Annotated in this window: 16 protein-coding genes; all 16 read left to right on the top strand. The window is 44.9% G+C overall.

The features are described from left to right. Positions 1 to 25: 25 nt before the first annotated feature. The 16 genes from IGJ01_RS15365 to IGJ01_RS15290 all read left to right on the top strand — a co-directional run bounded on the left by IGJ01_RS15365 (position 26) and on the right by IGJ01_RS15290 (position 18,298). Positions 26 to 1,576 carry an ABC transporter permease gene (locus tag IGJ01_RS15365; RefSeq protein WP_081487954.1) on the top strand — a complete coding sequence of 517 codons (1,551 nt, stop codon included), beginning with the start codon at positions 26 to 28 and terminating at the stop codon, positions 1,574 to 1,576. A 12-nt stretch (positions 1,577 to 1,588) separates the two neighbouring features. Further along, positions 1,589 to 2,263: an ABC transporter ATP-binding protein gene (locus IGJ01_RS15360; RefSeq protein ID WP_005227776.1), complete on the top strand. Its 675-nt coding sequence runs from the start codon at positions 1,589 to 1,591 to the stop codon at positions 2,261 to 2,263. Further along, positions 2,256 to 3,803, top strand: a complete 1,548-nt coding sequence (locus IGJ01_RS15355; protein WP_008382063.1) for a PASTA domain-containing protein — start codon at positions 2,256 to 2,258, stop codon at positions 3,801 to 3,803. Before IGJ01_RS15360 ends, IGJ01_RS15355 begins: the two co-directional genes overlap by 8 nt. Before the next feature lie 186 nt (positions 3,804 to 3,989). After that, positions 3,990 to 5,729, top strand: coding sequence for an ABC transporter ATP-binding protein (locus IGJ01_RS15350; protein ID WP_430601239.1), 1,740 nt, complete (start codon positions 3,990 to 3,992; stop codon positions 5,727 to 5,729). Continuing rightward, a complete protein-coding gene (locus IGJ01_RS15345) occupies positions 5,668 to 7,590 on the top strand; it encodes an ABC transporter ATP-binding protein (RefSeq protein ID WP_430601628.1) in 1,923 nt (640 codons plus the stop codon). Before IGJ01_RS15350 ends, IGJ01_RS15345 begins: the two co-directional genes overlap by 62 nt. Before the next feature lie 201 nt (positions 7,591 to 7,791). Continuing rightward, the gene (locus tag IGJ01_RS15340; protein ID WP_142437361.1) at positions 7,792 to 8,286 is read left to right on the top strand and encodes a methylated-DNA--[protein]-cysteine S-methyltransferase; all 495 of its coding nucleotides are present in this window, start codon (positions 7,792 to 7,794) and stop codon (positions 8,284 to 8,286) included. A 103-nt stretch (positions 8,287 to 8,389) separates the two neighbouring features. Continuing rightward, positions 8,390 to 9,895 carry a phosphoglucomutase gene (locus tag IGJ01_RS15335; RefSeq protein WP_005233485.1) on the top strand — a complete coding sequence of 502 codons (1,506 nt, stop codon included), beginning with the start codon at positions 8,390 to 8,392 and terminating at the stop codon, positions 9,893 to 9,895. Positions 9,896 to 9,914: 19 nt separating this feature from the next. Then, entirely contained in the window at positions 9,915 to 10,118 is a 204-nt protein-coding gene (locus tag IGJ01_RS15330) for a hypothetical protein (RefSeq protein ID WP_005227790.1), read from the top strand. Positions 10,119 to 10,277: 159 nt separating this feature from the next. Next, positions 10,278 to 10,952, top strand: coding sequence for a two-component system response regulator SapR (gene sapR, locus IGJ01_RS15325; RefSeq protein WP_005227794.1), 675 nt, complete (start codon positions 10,278 to 10,280; stop codon positions 10,950 to 10,952). Then, complete coding sequence (gene sapS / locus IGJ01_RS15320; protein WP_016621950.1) at positions 10,949 to 11,986, top strand: two-component system sensor histidine kinase SapS; 1,038 nt, start codon at positions 10,949 to 10,951, stop codon at positions 11,984 to 11,986. Before sapR ends, sapS begins: the two co-directional genes overlap by 4 nt. A gap of 115 nt (positions 11,987 to 12,101) precedes the next feature. Continuing rightward, positions 12,102 to 12,968, top strand: a complete 867-nt coding sequence (locus tag IGJ01_RS15315; protein ID WP_008379298.1) for a GRP family sugar transporter — start codon at positions 12,102 to 12,104, stop codon at positions 12,966 to 12,968. A 23-nt stretch (positions 12,969 to 12,991) separates the two neighbouring features. After that, positions 12,992 to 14,377 carry an APC family permease gene (locus IGJ01_RS15310; RefSeq protein ID WP_430601238.1) on the top strand — a complete coding sequence of 462 codons (1,386 nt, stop codon included), beginning with the start codon at positions 12,992 to 12,994 and terminating at the stop codon, positions 14,375 to 14,377. Between the two features lie 273 nt (positions 14,378 to 14,650). Further along, on the top strand, positions 14,651 to 16,105 hold the full coding sequence (locus tag IGJ01_RS15305; RefSeq protein ID WP_315044467.1) for an ABC transporter permease: 1,455 nt from the start codon (positions 14,651 to 14,653) through the stop codon (positions 16,103 to 16,105). Positions 16,106 to 16,117: 12 nt separating this feature from the next. Continuing rightward, positions 16,118 to 16,792, top strand: a complete 675-nt coding sequence (locus tag IGJ01_RS15300; RefSeq protein ID WP_008379303.1) for an ABC transporter ATP-binding protein — start codon at positions 16,118 to 16,120, stop codon at positions 16,790 to 16,792. Then, positions 16,785 to 18,098, top strand: coding sequence for a PASTA domain-containing protein (locus IGJ01_RS15295; protein WP_430601237.1), 1,314 nt, complete (start codon positions 16,785 to 16,787; stop codon positions 18,096 to 18,098). The genes IGJ01_RS15300 and IGJ01_RS15295 overlap by 8 nt, the downstream gene beginning before the upstream one ends. Before the next feature lie 41 nt (positions 18,099 to 18,139). Next, the gene (locus tag IGJ01_RS15290) at positions 18,140 to 18,298 is read left to right on the top strand and encodes a hypothetical protein (protein ID WP_301388126.1); all 159 of its coding nucleotides are present in this window, start codon (positions 18,140 to 18,142) and stop codon (positions 18,296 to 18,298) included. Positions 18,299 to 18,301 lie beyond the last annotated feature (3 nt).

The following is an 18,301-nucleotide window of genomic DNA, read 5'->3' as shown; positions in this document are numbered from 1 at the left end:
AGTATGGAATAATTGTTAAAAAATAATGTCACTGGAGGAAATAACAATGAACTTTTGGCAGCGTGCATTAAAGAGTATCACCAGAAGAAAAGGGAAATCATTTATTTTATTTTTAGTTCTATTTATTTTAGGCAATGTGATCGCTGGTGCTGTAGCAATTCAACAATCCACTGCCAACGTTGAGCGAGAGACGAAACGCAAAATGGGGAACGTAGCTACGGTGGAAATGGATTGGGAAGGTTTTGAAAAAGACCATGCGGATGCTTCGGAGGAAGAGCAGTCACAAGAAGATTTTTATCCGAAACCACCAGCGCTGGATCTTTATGAGCAAATCGGTCAATTAAGCTATGTGAAATATTTTGATTACCAAAATCAAGCGTGGTTAGAAACAACAAAATTGAAAGCCTATACGCCAGAGGATGGATCGGTCGGCATGGGTGGCAACTACTTCTCTTTGAAGGGCGGAAATTTGGTTGAGCCATTAGACATGCAAGAAGGCTTGATTCGCTTGGAGGAAGGCGAGGGATTGACAGAAAAAGATGTCAGTGAATTGACGAACGCGGTATTGATCAGTAAAGAGATCGCAGAATTGAATAACCTGAGTGTCGGTGATCAATTGGTATGGGATACACGGGCAGAAGTCATGATGGAAGGTGGTTCAAGTGAGGGAGTAAGTGATGATAGTGAGGATGTGACGGACGAAACGGCTGAGAGTGGCAATCGTGTCGCGACCTTTGATTATCCCGTGACCATTGCAGGGATCTTTTCTGTAATTAAAAAGGATCAAAGCAATCAAAGTAGTTCATCAGATCAAAGTGATTCACAAAATAGTGATCAGGTATGGCAAGTGATGGAACAAATCAATACCTTTTATGCTAGCAATAATTTAGTGCAAGATTTTAACAAATTGCAGTCTGAAAAACTTTGGGGTCAAGAAGTGATCGAAGAAGAGTCAGACGCCTATTATCAACCGATCTTTGTCCTAAATTCAACGGATGACGTCGAAGCCTTTAAACAAGAAGCCGGTGCGTTATTGCCCCAATATTATCGTGTCATTGCTAATACGGATCAATACGAGCAGATCGCCGGTGGCTTTACTCGGTTAGGGGTGATCGCAAATTACATCGTGATCATTGCGTCGATCGCAACCATCTTTATTATTTCCTTAGTGGTCTTGCTTTTCTTACGAGATCGGAAACAAGAATTGGGCATCTATCTCTCCTTAGGGGAAAGCCGTGGGAAAGTCATTGGACAGATCGTGATTGAAGTCTTGCTGGTTAGTTTAGCCGCACTGCTATTGTCCTTAGTGACCGGGAACTTATTAGGTGGTGCCGTTTCAAATACCTTGATGCAAAACGATTGGATGAGCAATCAAAATGATATGGGCGGTGTTTATTCTGGCGGTTTGATGGCAGCTGATATTGATTACATGGATATCAAGAATGCCTATCAAGTGTCCTTCTCAGCAGGCTACATCATTACGTATCTGCTGTTAGGTTTAGGAACCGTCTTGTTCTCAGCTATTTTACCGCTGTTGTATATTTTACGCTTGAATCCAAAGAAAATCATGATGTAGGAGGAACCAACGATGACTTTATTAGAAACCAAAGCAGTCGATTACTATTACCAAGACGGCGATCAGCGCCGCTATATACTGAAAGAGACCTCTGTTTCTTTTGAAAAAGGGACTTTCTATGCCATCTTAGGGCAATCTGGTTCAGGAAAAACGACGTTTTTATCCTTGATCAGTGCGTTGGATAGTCCGAAAAGCGGTCAAGTACTTTATGAAGGCACCGATATCGAAAAAATTGGGCATGAAAATTATCGCCGCGACGACATCAGTATCATTTTCCAAAGCTATAATCTGATTCCCTATTTGAGTGCAGTTGAAAATGTCTTAGTGCCGATGGCGATCACGAAAAATCAGCTGCCAGACAATCAGCGAGAAGTGGCATACAATTTGCTGGATTATATAGGCATCACCAAAGAAAAAGCCGATCGGCTCGTCAATCAATTATCTGGTGGAGAACAACAGCGGGTAGCGATCGCCCGGGCGTTAGCCACCAATGTCGATATCATTTTAGCGGACGAACCAACCGGGAATTTGGATGAAGAAATGGAACAAGAGATCATCGATATCTTTAAGGAGCTGGCACACGTCCACAACAAATGTGTGATCGTCGTGACCCACGCTAACGAGATCGCTCAACAAGCGGATGAAGTCTTGTATTTACGTAAAGGTGTGTTGAGTAAACATGAGTGATTTTTTATCAAATTTTAGCCCGGACAACTATGATGGCAAAAAGAAATCCGCTGGCAATAGCGAGAAAAAAACTAGCGAACCTGTCGGAGATCAAAATGCAAGAGGCGCGGAGCAAGCGAGCAAACCAGCGGAGCCAACGACGGTTCACCAATCAGAAGAGCCCACAGCTAGTGAGCCGATGAGTCGCTCGGCAGCCCGTCAACAAACACAGACGACTGAAGCAAAAGCGGCGAGTTCTGCGACTGAGAAGGTAGCATCAAAGGAACCAGTCAGCCGTTTTGGTAAAGAAGAAACGGAATTTGATCCGACCTACAAAAAGCGTCAGCAGAAAAAAATCTTGCTGATTGCTTTACTGACCGCCTTGGCGGTTGCCGTGATCGGGATCGTCTATTATCAGATGACCCATGTGAAGGTGCCGGATTTCACTGCCCAAGATCTGTCAGAAGCGCGGACGTGGGGCATGGAAGAAGGCGTCGCTATCAAAGTGGAGCAAGAATATGACTTTGACAAAGACGTCAACCAAGTAATCGACCAAAGTGTCGACCCTGAGAAAAAAATCAAGAAGGGTGCCACACTGACACTGACGGCGAGTCTCGGGCCTGATCCTGAAGAACGCTTAGAGCTACCGGATTTTTCAGCGATGCAAGTGACCGAAGCAAAAGATTGGATCGCTAGCAATAAAGCCGAAAACCTCTCTTTGATCGAACAATTTGACGACAATGTAGCAGCAGAAGCTTTTATCAAACAAGAGGCGGCCAACAAAGAGCTTGATTTAGCCGAATACAAACGCAAAGACCGTTTGAGTGTCTACTATTCAAAGGGCAAAGAAGTCTTTGAAAAAAATATTGAAGTACCTGATTTTACAGGCAAAGCCAAAAGTGAAGCTTCTGAATGGGCGAAAAAGAATGACTTGAAATACAAAGAAGAAACCGTCTTTTCTGACAGTGTCGCCCTGGATCTGGTCGTTTCACAAGAACCAGTCAAAGGCAGCAAACTTGCGAAAAAAGAAGAATTTGTGGTGAAGGTCTCAAAAGGCCAAGCTTTGACCGTTCCAGATTTTTCACAATACACGATCGAAGAAGCCCAAGGACTAGAATCAAAAATCCCGCTGCAAGTCAGCACGGTCTATTCCGATCAAGTGGCGTATGGTAGTTTCTTGAGTCAGTCGGAGGAAGCGGGCAAAGAGTACAGCGAAAGCGATACTTTGCCAACTGTCAAAGTCGTCTACTCATTAGGCAGACCGTATTTGAAAGACATCCGTTTCCAAGCAACGGAAGGCGACTTGCCAAAACTATTCTTTGATGAATACAAATCAAAAGGCGCCAATGTCTATTACGAAATCTACTATGTCGATTCGGCGGAACCAAAAGGAACCGTCGTTGAAATGAGCCGCTACGGCGAGTTCATTCCCCTAGAAACGTGGATCACCATCGGTATCAGCCGCGGCAATCTGCAAGGCAGTACCCAAACACCGCCGGCAGAGGATGGCGGGGAGGCGGATGAACCGGTCAGTACCGCTAGTTCATCTGCTGCCGAATAATCTCGCAACCGACACTTTTTCACACAGCATCAAAAGGTAAGCACCCTTCCTTGGAAGGGTGTTTTTACTTACTAATTGTAAAAAAAACACGAGCGAGCCGCTTGAAATCGCTGGATCGATAAAGTAAACTTGATGGTAACGAGAAAAAATGGCTCCGCAGTGCCATCTATAGAAGGGACGAAACAAATGATAAAAAAATTACTCGCGAATGTTGGCAGCTATAAGAAGGACAGCTTGCTGACCCCTGTGTATGTAGCAGGAGAGGTTGCCTTAGATGTCATTATGCCCCTGATCATGGCCATGATGATCGACCAAGGGATCGAAAAAGGAGACGCCGGTGTGATTCTAAGAGATGGCGGCTTGCTTTTTTTATGTTCCTTGATCGCATTACTTTTAGGAACGCTTGGCGGACGAACGGCAGCGATCGCTTCGGCTGGTTTTGCCCGCAACCTGCGGCACAATCTGTTTCGCCGAATCCAAGATTTTTCCTTTTCAAACATTGACCGCTTTTCTTCCTCCAGTTTGATCACCCGCTTGACCACTGACGTGACCAACGTCCAAAATGCGTATCAAATGATTATTCGTATTCTGGTCCGCAGTCCGTTAGTTCTGATTTTCTCACTTGCAATGGTTAGCACCATCAGCCCAGAACTTATGACGATCTACTTAGTTGTTTTACCGATTTTAGCGATTGGCCTTGCTTTAGTGATTCGTTTTGCCCACCCGCTGTTTCTAAAAGTATTCCGCATTTATGACCGCTTGAATAATGTGGTGCAAGAGAATCTACAAGGGGTTCGCGTCGTGAAATCGTATGTCCGAGAAGAACAACAAGAAGAACTGTTTGGCGAAGTGTCCACCGATGTTTATCGGAATTTCACGCTTGCGCAACGAATCGTCTCTTTTAACATGCCATTGATGCAATTTGCAGTCTATACATGTATGTTGCTCTTGTCATGGTTTGGTGCCCAGTTGATCGTGGAACAAAGTAGCCTGACGACGGGTGAATTAGTCAGCATGTTCAACTACACGATGCAGATTTTGATGAGCTTGATGATGATGTCGATGGCTTTCGTGCAGATTTTGATCGCACGAACGTCGGCAGAACGGGTCGTGGAAGTATTAGATGAAGAAAGTGACTTGAAAAATCCCGCCGAGCCAGTCAAAGAAATCAAAGACGGCTCCATCATTTTTGAAAATGTCGGCTTTAGTTACGCCAATGACAAAAACAAGTTGGCGCTGACCGATGCGAATCTACGCATCGAATCCGGTGAAGTCATTGGGATCATTGGTGGAACCGGGAGCGGGAAATCCACCCTCGTCCAGCTGATCCCCCGCTTATATGATGTGATTGAAGGGCGTGTCATCGTCGGCGGTCATGATGTTCGCGACTATGATTTAGAAGCATTGCGGGACCAAGTAAGTATGGTCTTGCAAAACAATGTACTCTTTAGCGGCACCATCAACGACAATTTACGTTGGGGCAATGAAGAGGCGTCGGATGAAGAGATCCAGCGCGTGGCGACGATCGCACAAGCCGATCCCTTCATTCAAGAGTTTCCTGATAAATATGAAACGCAGATCTCACAAGGAGGGAACAATGTTTCCGGTGGGCAAAAACAACGGTTGACGATTGCCCGTGCCTTATTAAAGAAACCGAAAATCTTGATTCTCGATGATTCTACTAGTGCCGTCGACACCAAAACCGATCGCAGTATCCGCGAAGGCTTGAAACGAGAAATTCCGGGAACGACGACGATCATTATTTCCCAACGGATCAATTCGATCGAAGACGCCGACCGGATCATCGTAATGGATGATGGCAAAATCAATGGCATCGGTACCCACGAAGAATTGTTGGCAAACAATGCCATCTATCATGAAGTGTACCATTCGCAGCAGAAAGGATTTGGTGAAGGTGAAGAATAGACAAGCAGCAAATCCCAAGCGTACATTAAAACGTTTATTGCGAACGATGTTTGGCGACTACAAAGGACAACTCCTATTCGTCGTTGTTATGATCTTGTTAAGTGCTTTTGCCAACGTTCGTGGTTCGTTGTTTTTACAAGTCGTGATCGACGATCATATCACACCGCTTTTAGGGCAAGCCAATCCTGATTTTGGCGGCTTGTTTCGGGCGATCGTCCAAATGGCGATCATCTACCTGATTGGGATCTTGGCCGCACTGATCTATAACTTTATGATGGTCAAGATCAGTGAGGGCACGCAGAAAAAAATCCGTGACCAAATGTTTACACATATGCAGTCTCTACCAGTCGGCTACTTTGATGCCCGCTCAGATGGCGACATCATGAGTCACTTTACCAACGATACGGACACGTTGCGTCAAATGATCTCCCAAAGTATTCCAAACTTGATGATGGCGGCGGTAACCTTTTGTTCTGTCTTTATCGCCATGTTCTCCATCAGTGTTCCATTGACTCTGTTCGTGATGCTGTCGGTTATTTTGATGCTGAATGTGATCCGCATCATTTCTCGCCGCAGCGGCCGATTCTTTGGCGCGCAGCAACGAGATTTAGGCGCTGTCAACGGGTATATCGAAGAAATGATGCACGGACAAAAAGTCGTCAAAATCTTCAATCATGAAAAAATCGTCATGGAAGAATTTGATGCCTTAAATGATCAACTGCAAGAAAGTGCCACTAAAGCCAATGTCAATGCCAATACCTTGATGCCGATCATGATGAACTTACTAAATGTCCAATATGTCTTGATCGCCATCATTGGTGGCCTGTTTGCCATCAATGGTGTTTCTGGACTGACGGTCGGGATGATCGCTTCTTTCTTGCAACTGAGCCGTTCATTGAATGGCCCTATCAGCCAAGTATCACAACAAATCAACTTTGTGATCATGGCATTAGCCGGTGCTGAGCGAATTTTCAACCTATTAGATGAAACGCCAGAAATCGATCATGGCTACGTCACACTGGTCAATGCCAAATGGTCGCAAGGTCAACTAGTTGAAACCAAAGAACGAACAGGCACGTGGGCGTGGAAACATCCCCACGAGGATGGAACCATTACCTATACGGAAGTGACGGGAGACGTGCGGTTTGAAGATGTTGATTTCGGCTATGTCGATAATCAACTGGTCTTACATGAGATCAATCTGTATGCAGAGCCTGGGCAAAAAGTTGCCTTTGTTGGTGCAACAGGTGCTGGTAAGACAACGATTACCAATCTGATCAATCGGTTCTACAACATCCAAGACGGGAAGATTCGCTATGATGGTATCAATATTGAAAAAATCCATCTGGAATCCCTCCGTCGCTCATTAGGAATCGTTTTGCAAGACACCCATTTGTTTACTGGAACGATTCGCGAGAATATTCGCTTCGGAAAACTGGATGCTAGTGATGAAGAAGTGCTGGCAGCAGCGAAACTAGCCAATGCCGACATGTTTATCAACCATTTGCCAGAAAAATACGACACCGTGATCACGGGCGATGGCGAAGGGCTTTCCCAAGGTCAACGGCAGCTGTTGGCAATTGCTCGCGCAGCGATCGCTGATCCGCCAGTGATGATCTTAGACGAAGCCACCTCAAGCATCGATACCCGTACAGAGCGTATCGTCCAATCAGGGATGGATCGTTTGATGTCTGGACGGACCGTGTTTGTGATCGCCCATCGATTGTCTACAATCCAAAACTCCGATGCCATCATGGTGATGGATCATGGCCGTATCATTGAGCGGGGGACCCATGAAACGCTGTTGGCAGAAAAAGGCACCTATTATCAGCTATATACTGGGAAAATCGAATTGGATTGATTCTGCCATTGCTACGGCTTGAAGCTGCAGCGACTGGCGATCTGCCTATTTTCCCCTTGTTTGCAACGACCGATTGGCAGTAAGCCAGTCGGTTTTTTTGCGCAGCTCGAAAAAATGGTATACTGTCACTGAGACAGCCGTAGAACGGCGGCAGCACGTAAGCAGTTGTGCTGCGGAAAATGGATTCCATGAGGTGAAAATATGAAACTAGCATTGGCAAAGATCGTTTTAGACGAAGAATGGTATGAGGTGGTCCAATCGGAAAAAGGGCTAGTGTATTTTGGTCGGCAGCAGGATCATCATGAATTACTCAAATTCTTTCCATTGGCTGAAATCAGTAGTATAGCTGACCTTGATCCAGTAATTGAAACGCAGCTGCAAGCTTATTTTGCAGGGGAACCAGTGACGTTTACTTTTGCGTTTGATTTTGTAGGGACACCGTTTCAACAAACCGTTTGGCAAGCACTGACCCAAATTCCTTATGGTCAAACCACTACGTACAGTGACTTGGCGCTGCGCATTCAACGTCCGACCGCTGTCCGAGCTGTCGCCAACGCAGTGGGGCGTAACCCAATGATGATCGTGGTTCCTTGTCATCGGGTGTTAGGAAAAAACGGCCGCTTGACGGGGTATCGGGGCGGGTTAGCAACCAAACGCCGACTACTGCAACTGGAAGGGATTCCGTTTAAAGAATAAGGAAAGTAAACTATTTATAGTAAAAAATACTAAAAAACAATTTCATTTCCTTTTTTCTCTGGTATAATAAAATTGATTCCGGTTACAAGAAGGGGTGGAGGAAATGAACATCGTTGATTTGCAAAATGGTTCTGATATTCGAGGGATTGCGATCGCAACAGAAAAAGAACAGGTGACGCTGACGGAGCAAGCGGTTCGGCAAGTTGCTTCGGGCTTGCGCAACTGGTTGGAAACAAAGGGCAGCGGACCTTTTCGCGTGGCAGTCGGTCGTGACAGTCGCTTGAGTGGCGAAGCACTGCAAGAAGTGTTGATGGCACAGCTGCAGCAAGAAGGCGTGGCAGTGATCGATTGTGGCTTGGCAACGACACCAGCCATGTTTATGAGCACACAGTTTGCGGATTTCGACTGTGATGCTGGTGTGATGCTGACAGCGAGTCATTTGCCTTATTACTTTAATGGAATAAAAATTTTCAGCCGCCAAGGCGGTGCCGAAAAAATGGATATCCACTATATTTTGACCCACACTACCGTTCATGAGGCAGCGGAAAAAGGAAGCTATCAGCAAAAAGACCTGCTGACGCCTTATGCCCAAGATCTACTGCAAAAAATTCGCCAAGGGATGGGAACCAATGAGGAAAAACCCTTGGCTGGATTAAAGATCATTGTTGATGCAGGCAATGGTGCCGGCGGCTTTTTTGCTGAAAAAGTGTTGCTGCCGCTAGGGGCAGATACGAATGGCTCGCAATTTTTAGAACCGGATGGGCATTTTCCCAATCATATCCCTAATCCAGACAATAAAGAGGCGATGGCAAGTATTCGTGAAGCCGTCTTACGAGAACAAGCCGATCTAGGCATTATTTTCGATACCGATGTCGACCGCTCGGCTGTCGTGACCAAAAGCGGTGAGCCCTTGAACCGCAACAATATGATTGCTGTATTAAGCAAGATCATCTTAGCGGAACACCCTGGCACGCGTATCGTCACTAATTCACCAACCTCTAATCATTTAAAAACCTTTATCGAAGCACTGGGAGGGCAGCAAGTACGCTATATTTCTGGCTACCGCAATGTGATCAACAAAGCGATTGAATTGAATGAAGCAGGACTGGACACACAGTTAGCCATCGAAACCAGCGGGCATGCCGCGTTTAAAGAAAATTTCTTTTTAGATGACGGGGCGTACGTGATCGCCAAGCTCTTGATGATGCTGCCACAATTGCAACAGCAAGGCACGACACTGGATGAGCTGATCGCGGCGTTGCAACAACCCGCCGAGACCCAAGAATTGCGCTTTGCGATCCAAAAAGCCGACTATCAAGACTATGGTCGCCAAGTGATCGCGGATTTAGCCGATCATTTGCTGCCAGGCTGGCAGATCGATCCAGAAAATGAGGAAGGCATTCGCATCAACTTGACAGCGCCCTATGGCCAAGGCTGGTTCTTGCTGCGAATGAGCTTGCACGAACCACTGCTGGTGCTGCAGATCGAAAATGATGAAGCGGGTCATCTACCGGCAGTCGTTCAAGCAATCGGTCGCTTCCTATCCCAGTATGAAGCCATCGATCAAAGTAAACTGACACAGTTTTTAGCACAGCAACCAAAAATTTGAAGAAAAGCAGGGAACTAAAATGGTGATCTTGATGCTGCTGATCATGGCAGTGACGTATGGTGTGAATTTTTTCTTGTTTCGTTATTTGAACAAACGACCAAAAATCGATGTCGTTGAACGGTTATCAATGCTATTAGGTGTCAACATGAGTGTGCTTTTTTTCGATGGGATTTTATTGTTTATCGGAAAACTACTAATTGAGACTGTTGAGATCATCGAGTAACCTAGTCGTCCGTTTTTTGTTTGCCTCTTCACTGATTCCTCAGGACAGTGAAGAGGTTTTTTAGGGTTTGCTAAAAACGGCGATTAATGTTCGCATTCGTTTTTGATATTTGATAAAGTAAAGAGGAGAAAATTACGCAAAGTGAGGGAATTCACGGATATGGCAAAAATAATGGTAGTAGAAGATGAAGCGGTGATTCGCCAACTGATTATCGAAGAACTAGAAAAATGGCAGTTTGAGACCTTTGGCACGACGGATTTCCATCAAGTGTTGACTGACTTTGAAGAACAAGAGCCCCAACTGATTTTACTGGATATTAATTTGCCGGTTTTTGATGGCTACTATTGGTGTCAAAAAATCCGCGAAGCTTCCAAAGTACCAATCATTTTTATTTCCAGTCGCAATACCAATATGGATATGATCATGGCCATGAATATGGGGGCGGACGATTTTGTGACAAAACCTTTTGAGATCGACGTTCTGATTGCAAAAATCAATGCCTTATTGCGCCGTTCCTACAACTATGTAGAAAGCAGCAGCGAGACGTTAGTGCATAACGGTTTGACCCTCAATATCGACAACAGCAGCATGTATATCAATGGCGAAAGCATCGATCTTAGCAAAAACGAATACCGCCTGCTGTATATTTTGATGAAAAATCACGGCAAGATTTTAAGTCGTGAAAAACTCTTGCGGGCCTTATGGGATGACGAGCGTTTTGTAGATGACAATACCTTGACGGTCAATATCAATCGTTTGCGACGAAAAATCGAACAAGCGGGGATGAATGGCTACATTGAAACCAAGGTTGGTCAAGGGTATATCGTACCATGACAAAGTGGCGGGTTTTGCGCAGTTTTTTGAAAGATCGTTGGCTGCTGTTTATTGGCTGGCTGGTCTTTTTCGTGTTGACGGTCTTAGTTTTTTGGCTGACTCCTCATTCCCCGATGGATTGGGGTACAGTCGGCTATCTCTTTTTGATGCAAAGTGTCTTGATGGTGTTCTTTTTGGCAATCAGCTACTTATCTAAGCGGCGTTTTTGGCAAAAAATCACCCCCAAGCCTGGAGACAGCTTGCTGCAAAACTACTTGCAAGGAGCACGCTCGGCGGAAGAAGAACGGATCGAATCTTACATCAATCAGTTGATCCGAGAGCACCAAGAATTGATGCAGCAAGTCGTCAGCAATCAAGAAGAACAAAAGGAATACATCGATTCGTGGGTCCATGAAATCAAAGTACCTTTAGCCGCATCACGATTGCTTTTGCATTCGATCGAATTTGATATTCCAGATGAAAAATTCATCTTACTAGAAAATGAATTGAACCGCATGAACGAATACGTCGAGCAAGTCTTGTACGTCGCCCGTTTGGACAGCTTTTCAAAAGATTATCTGGTCCAAGAAATTTCATTGAAAGCCGTCATCCAGCCGGTTTTACGCAGTCAGGCAAATTATTTTATCCAAAAGAACCTGCACTATGCCGTTGAAGGTGAGGATCAGCAAGTGTTGACCGATGAAAAATGGCTCGGCTTTATCTTTCGACAATTGGTCAGCAATGCCGTTAAGTACACACCACAAAATGGGCAGCTGACAATTCGGATCGAAAAAGATGCCCAAGGAACCTATCTCCACTTGCAAGATAGTGGGATCGGCATTCCTAAAGAAGACATGCGTCGCATCTTTGATAAAGGCTTTACGGGCGAAAATGGGCGCCAAACGGACACCCACTCGACGGGATTAGGGCTCTTTTTAGCGAAAAGTTTAGCGAAGGAATTAGGCATCGAGCTAACGGCTTCGTCGACAGTTGGAAAAGGAACCACCATGACGCTGTTCTTTCCCTTGTTGAGTTATTATGAGGAAAAACGCTAATCTGCTTTTTTTCGAGTATCTTTTTGTGTTTTTTGACAAAAATCACTTGTCCCTAGAACGTTTTCACTGATACACTAAAGCCTGTGTTTAAAATTGAATGGTAAGGATGAATGAAATGGAGATACTCGTTGCATTAGTACCAATGTTTGCGTGGGGCAGCATTGGTTTAGTAAGTGCCAAACTTGGCGGGGATGCGAACCAGCAAACGCTAGGAATGACGATTGGTGCCTTTTTCTTTTCTCTGGTCGTATATTTTGTGACGATGCCAGTGATTGATGGAAAGGTGATTTTGATCGGTCTTTTGTCTGGTCTCTTTTGGTCCGTCGGTCAAAACGGTCAATTCCATGGCATGAAATATTTAGGTGTGTCTGTTGGACTGCCGCTTTCAACCGGCATGCAGCTGATTTTAAATACGGTCGCCGGTGCATTGTTTTTTGCGGAATGGACCCAGACCCGCGATTATGCATTAGGTGTTAGCGCATTGATCTTATTGGTGATCGGGGCTTATCTGACCGCTCGCCAAGATGGTGAAAGTCCGGTAGAAGCCGGCAGCAAGATGCTTGATTTTCCTAAAGGATTTCGGGCATTGATCTCATCCACGATTGGGTACGGCGCCTATACAATTTTGATTACTTGGGCAGGATTGGACCCATTGGCGATCATTTTGCCACAAAGTGTCGGGATGCTGATCGGTGCCAGCCTATTTGCTTTAAGAAAGACGAAGGTCGACCGTTTTGTAGGGAAAAATACCTTGTCAGGATTGTTATGGGGCATCGGCAATGTCTGCATGCTGATCACGGTTCAGCAAGTCGGACTAGCGGTGGGCTTCTCATTGTCGCAGATGGGAATCATCATTTCAACGCTAGGCGGGATTTTTATTCTCGGCGAAAAGAAAACCAAAAAAGAACTGCGGTATGTGGTGATTGGTTGTCTGCTGGTGATTATCGGCGGTGTTTTGTTGGGGTATATGAAAGCAACATAAACGTATATTTTTGAGGAGGAGTTATGGATTTATTTCGAAAAAAAGTCATACAACGGGAAAGTGTGACGAATTTAAAAAAAGAGTTGAAGTTAAAAGATTTGATTATGTTGGGGATCGGCGCCATTATCGGCACAGGTATCTTTGTTGTTACAGGGACTGCTTCTGCTGAGTATGCCGGACCGGCATTGATTCTTTCCTTTGTTGTAGCTGGTATCGTTGTTGTGTTATCAGGGCTTTCTTTTGCGGAATTTGCTTCTCGGATCCCCGTTTTAGGGGGCGCCTATTCGTATCTGTATGTCGTTTTTGGTGAATTTACCGCGTGGCTGGCAGGCTGGTTTTTGATTTGCGAGTTCTTATTGGCCGTTTCTTCGGTGGCATCTGGCTGGTCAGGCTATGTGCAAGGCTTTTTGGCCAGTGCGGATATCCATTTACCAACCGCTTTGACGGGCGGTTATGACCCAAGCAAGGGGACCTACATTGATTTGATTGCTGGTTTAGTCATTATTTTTGTAACCTTGTGGGTCAGCCAAGAAGCGAAAAAAGCGTTACGTTTGAACAATGCTATGGTATGGGTCAAATTCGGCGTGATCCTCTTGTTTATCGTCTTTGGTGCCTTTTTCGTGGAACCAGACAACTGGCAGCCCTTTATGCCCTTTGGTTTTTCAGGCGTTTTTAATGGTGCAGCGTTAGTTTTCTTTGCTTTTCTTGGCTTTGATGCCGTCGCAATGGCAGCGGAAGAAGTCGAAGATGCCAAGAAAAATGTCCCTCGAGGAATCATTGGTTCCATTGCGATCGCAACAGTCCTCTATATCATTGTCACACTGATCATGACGGGAATCGTGCCGTTTGCGGAATTAGGAGTCAATGACCCGGTAGCTTTTGCGATGCGTTATGTTGGGCATGGGGTTGTCGGATCAATCATTTCTGTGGGTGCGATCTTGACCTTATTAACAGTGACGATCGCTATGATGTACTCCTTGGCGCGTCTGTTATATGCCATCAGTAAAGATGGGTTATTGCCAAAAGCGATGCAAGCCATTGATCCAAAGCATCAAACACCAAAGAAAGCGACCTACATCGCGGGTGTTTTTGCTTTCTTCTTTGCGGCAGCTTTCCCATTGAATATCTTGGCAGAATTGACCAACATCGCGGCATTGTCGTATATGATCTTAATGTCCTTAGGAATCATCAAGCTGCGGAAGATGATGGGCCCACCTGCTAAAGGCGAATTCAAAGTACCACTGGTACCGTTATTGCCTTTGTTGTCCGTTGCCAGCTGTCTCTTCTTGATGACCCGTCTACAAACGGCGACCTGGATCGTTTTTGGGAGCTCCTTAGTGATCGGAATCGCGATCTATTTTGTATATGGCTATCGTAACAGCGAATTAAATGAGAAAATTGACGAATAGGATTGTGAAAAGGCAAAGACCCGGATGCGGTTTTTGTCTTTTTTTATGTAAATATAGCCGAGCTTCCTATAAGCAGCGTTTTAGGAGGCTTTTTTTGTTATTCAAATAGTGGTCATTTCTGGTGCTGATCATTGCAATGACAGTCTTTCTTGATCAAAAGTCCTCTATGAATCTGCTTTTTTTGAGAAATTTTCCAAATGACAGATTCGCTAAAGGTTCATCCAGTATGCTTTTGTTAGAGAAAAAAAGAGAGGATGTTGGCAATTGAATTATATGAAACGGGCATGGCTGAGTGTGACGAGAAAGCGAGGGAAATCTGCAATATTGTTTGCTGTTATTCTAATTTTAGGAAATGTGATCGCTGGTGCAATTGCGGTCAATCAGTCGACTCAAAATGTCGAAAAGCAGATCAAAAACCAATTAGGTTCCCTCGCAACGATCGATATCGACTATGAAGCCTTGATGGCAAATAGTGAGGGCGGCGCAAGTATGGAGGAGATTCAGCCGCTGCCGGAGGAGCTGATCAAACAAATTGGCGAGCGCTCGGAAGTCAAACAGTATGACTATTTGCGAGAAGCAATGATTGCTGTTGATAAATTCAAACCCTATAGTTTTAGACCAGAAGTTGAAAACGAGAATATCATGGTTTCTGGAAGTATGGATTCTTGGGTCTATTTAACAGGAACCAATCTCTTACAACCGTTGGATTTTGAAGAAGATACGGTGAATTTAACACAGGGACGCTTCTTTACAGAAGAGGAACAGCGTACCGGAAAACGTGTAGGGTTGATTTCTGAAGAGGTGGCTCAGGAAAACGGCTTGACCGTTGGTGACACCATGGTATTAGATGGACAGTTTATCGATTATTCATCTGGTGGAGATCCAGAGAAACAAAAAGGCAATGATTATCCTATCGAAATCGTCGGGATCTTTAAAAATACCAGCTTAGAAAAAGCGAATGAACAAGGACAAGAGGGGGGAGTCAGCTCGTTTGCTTTTGATGATCGTCCCTTCAATCGGATCTATATGCCAAATGATGCTGTGAAAACGATTGTTGAAGAGGAACGTGCGGGGCGACAAGCGGCGTTTCCAGCGACAGACCCCGGATCTGACGAGGATTTCTTTACCCCGCAATTTATTTTGAATCAACCAGAAGATGCAGAACAATTCAAACAAGAGGTGACACCACTCTTGCCAAATGGCTATAAGGTCAATGCTTCTACGGATGAGTATGACCGTGTGGGAACCAGTATGAATCGCTTATCACAAATTTCCTCGTATGTCGTAGTGATTGCGGTGATTGCTTCCTTGATTATTATCTCCTTGATCATTGTCTTGTTTACCCGAGATCGTAAATATGAGTTAGGTATCTACCTTTCGTTAGGGGAACGCCGGAAATACGTGTTTGCACAGATTGTGATCGAACTCCTGTTGATTGGTGTCAGTGCAATGCTGATCTCCTTGGTTACAGGGAATATGCTGGGCAAGATGGTTTCTGAATCTTTGTTAACCAGCAGTATGCTAGAGGCAAACCAGACAGGGATGGAACAATTCTTTGTGGGTGCACCGAAAATCGACCAAGCGACGATCAACGAGGCGTTTCGCGTTCAATATACCTTATCTTATGTGATCGCCTTTTTAGCGACTGGGATCGTGACGATCTTGCTTTCGGCAGTGGTGCCGCTGTTGTATATTTTACGGTTGAATCCGAAAAAAATCATGCTGTAAGGAGCGATGAACATGGCAATTTTAGAAACAAAAGACATGACGTATTACTACCAAGATGGCGAGAATCGCCGGAAAATTTTAGATAAAACCAATATCTCCTTTGAAAAAGGCAAATTTTACACGATCTTAGGAAAATCAGGCTCAGGAAAGACCACTTTTCTTTCCTTGATCAGTGCATTGGATCAGCCAACCGATGGGGAAGTGTTTTTTGAAGAAAAAAATATCAAAACGATCGGTTATGAAGAATATCGCCGCAACAAAATCAGTTTGATTTTTCAAAGTTACAACTTGATCCCTTATTTGACGGCTTTAGAAAACGTCCTTGTTTCGATGGCGATTTCAGACAACAAACTCCCGGATCAGCACGATCAAATTGCGTATCGTTTGCTGGACTATATCGGCATCAATTCCACGAAAGCCGATCGTTTCGTCAATCAGCTTTCCGGTGGGGAACAGCAGCGGGTCGCCATCGCTCGTGCTTTAGCGACCAACGTTGATATCATTTTAGCCGATGAACCTACCGGGAATTTGGATGAAGGCATGGAACAAGAAATCGTGGATATTTTTAAAGAACTAGCGGCGATCCACAACAAGTGCATCATCGTAGTGACCCATTCGACCGAGATCGCCAAGCAGTCAGATCAGACTTTTTACTTAAAAAAAGGTGCGTTGACGGCCTATGAGTGATTTTTTATCGAAGTTTGAAGAAGAACCGAAACAGCCAGACAAGGAATCAGCAGCAGCCGAAGTACCTTCTTACCGTGCTTCCCGAAAAGAAAAAGGTTCAGCTTCTTTAGAAGAGGGGATCGAACATGATCCCTCCTTCAAAAAGAAGCGGCGAAAAAAACGACTGCTAGGGTTAGCTGCCTTGCTTGGACTCTTTATACTCAGCGGCTTTTTATTTTTCCAATTGGCGTATGTCCGGTTGGATAACTTTGTGGACAAAGAGATCTCAGAGGTCAGAGAATGGGCAGCGGAACATGATCTTGCGGTTGATGTCACACCAGCCTATGATGAAGCCCCAGCCAATCAAGTGATCGCCCAAGCAGAAGCTGCCAGAAGTCGAGTCAGAAAAAGAAGCACTCTGCATCTAACCGTGAGCCAAGGACCTGATCCAGAAGAGAAATTGGCATTGCCAGACTTTATGGAAATGACGAGGGACGAGGCAGCAGAGTGGATCGAAAAAAATCAAGCAAGCAATTTGACGATCGTCGATGAATACCACGATGAGATCGAGGAAAAAGCACCGATTCGAGTAGAATTTACCAATAAAGAAGTCTCACGAGAGAACTATCATCGTCGAGATGTCGGACGAGTCTTTTATTCCAAAGGCGAAGAAACCTTTGAAAAAGATATTGAAGTACCAGACTTTAGTGATAAAACCCGTGCAGAGGTAGAAACATGGGGGAAAGCCCATGAGCTGGAGCTTGAAGTCAAAGAACAGGCTTCGGATACTGTGGAAGAAGGCAAAGTCATTGAACAAAGCGTGGCACCAAAAGAAAAAATCGCGAAACGGGATGCGTTCCAAGTAACGATTTCCCTAGGGAAAGGGGTCACCGTACCAGACTTTTCAACGATTTTACCAGATGATGCCCAGGCCGCTGTTGAGGGTGTCACTGTGCGGATGCGGATGCAGTTTACTCAGAGTCTGCCCTATGGACAATTGATCTCGCAAAGTGAGACCGCCGGGACCGTCTTAACCAGCAAAGATGACCAAGGCATTGAAGTCGTCTATTCGGCAGGTCAACCTTATATCAGAGATTATCGTCGAGGAGAGTACCTTGAAGGAGATCTGCAAAAGCTTTTCTTTGATGAATTCCGTTCAAAAGGGGCGAACATCAGCTATCAAGTCCGTTATGTCAATTCAGCAGAACCCTACGGGACAATCGTGGGGATGAGCAAGTTCAATCAGTTTTTACCGTTAGAAGATACGATTACCTTCGATATCAGCTTAGGCAATCAGACAGCCCCAGCGGTTACTGATCCAGAATAGTCGAGCGGATTTATCGATGACCTGCAAGAAGGAGGAAACCCATGCGTCATCAAGAGAATTTTCAAGACCTTAGGAAAAAGCTGTTTGTGTTTTTACTAAGCGGTATGGTAGCATTGTTGCTACACATGTGGATTCATCAAACAAGTGTACACATGCGGATCGTTTCAACAGAACGTTTTATTGGAGAACAATTGGAATGAGTC

Source organism: Enterococcus sp. AZ089, assembly GCF_050547225.1.
In the GTDB taxonomy this organism is placed as follows: Bacteria; Bacillota; Bacilli; order Lactobacillales; family Enterococcaceae; genus Enterococcus_D; species Enterococcus_D entomosocium.
The sequence above is the reverse complement of the archived record's forward strand: the minus strand, read 5'-3'. Positions and strand labels throughout refer to the sequence as shown.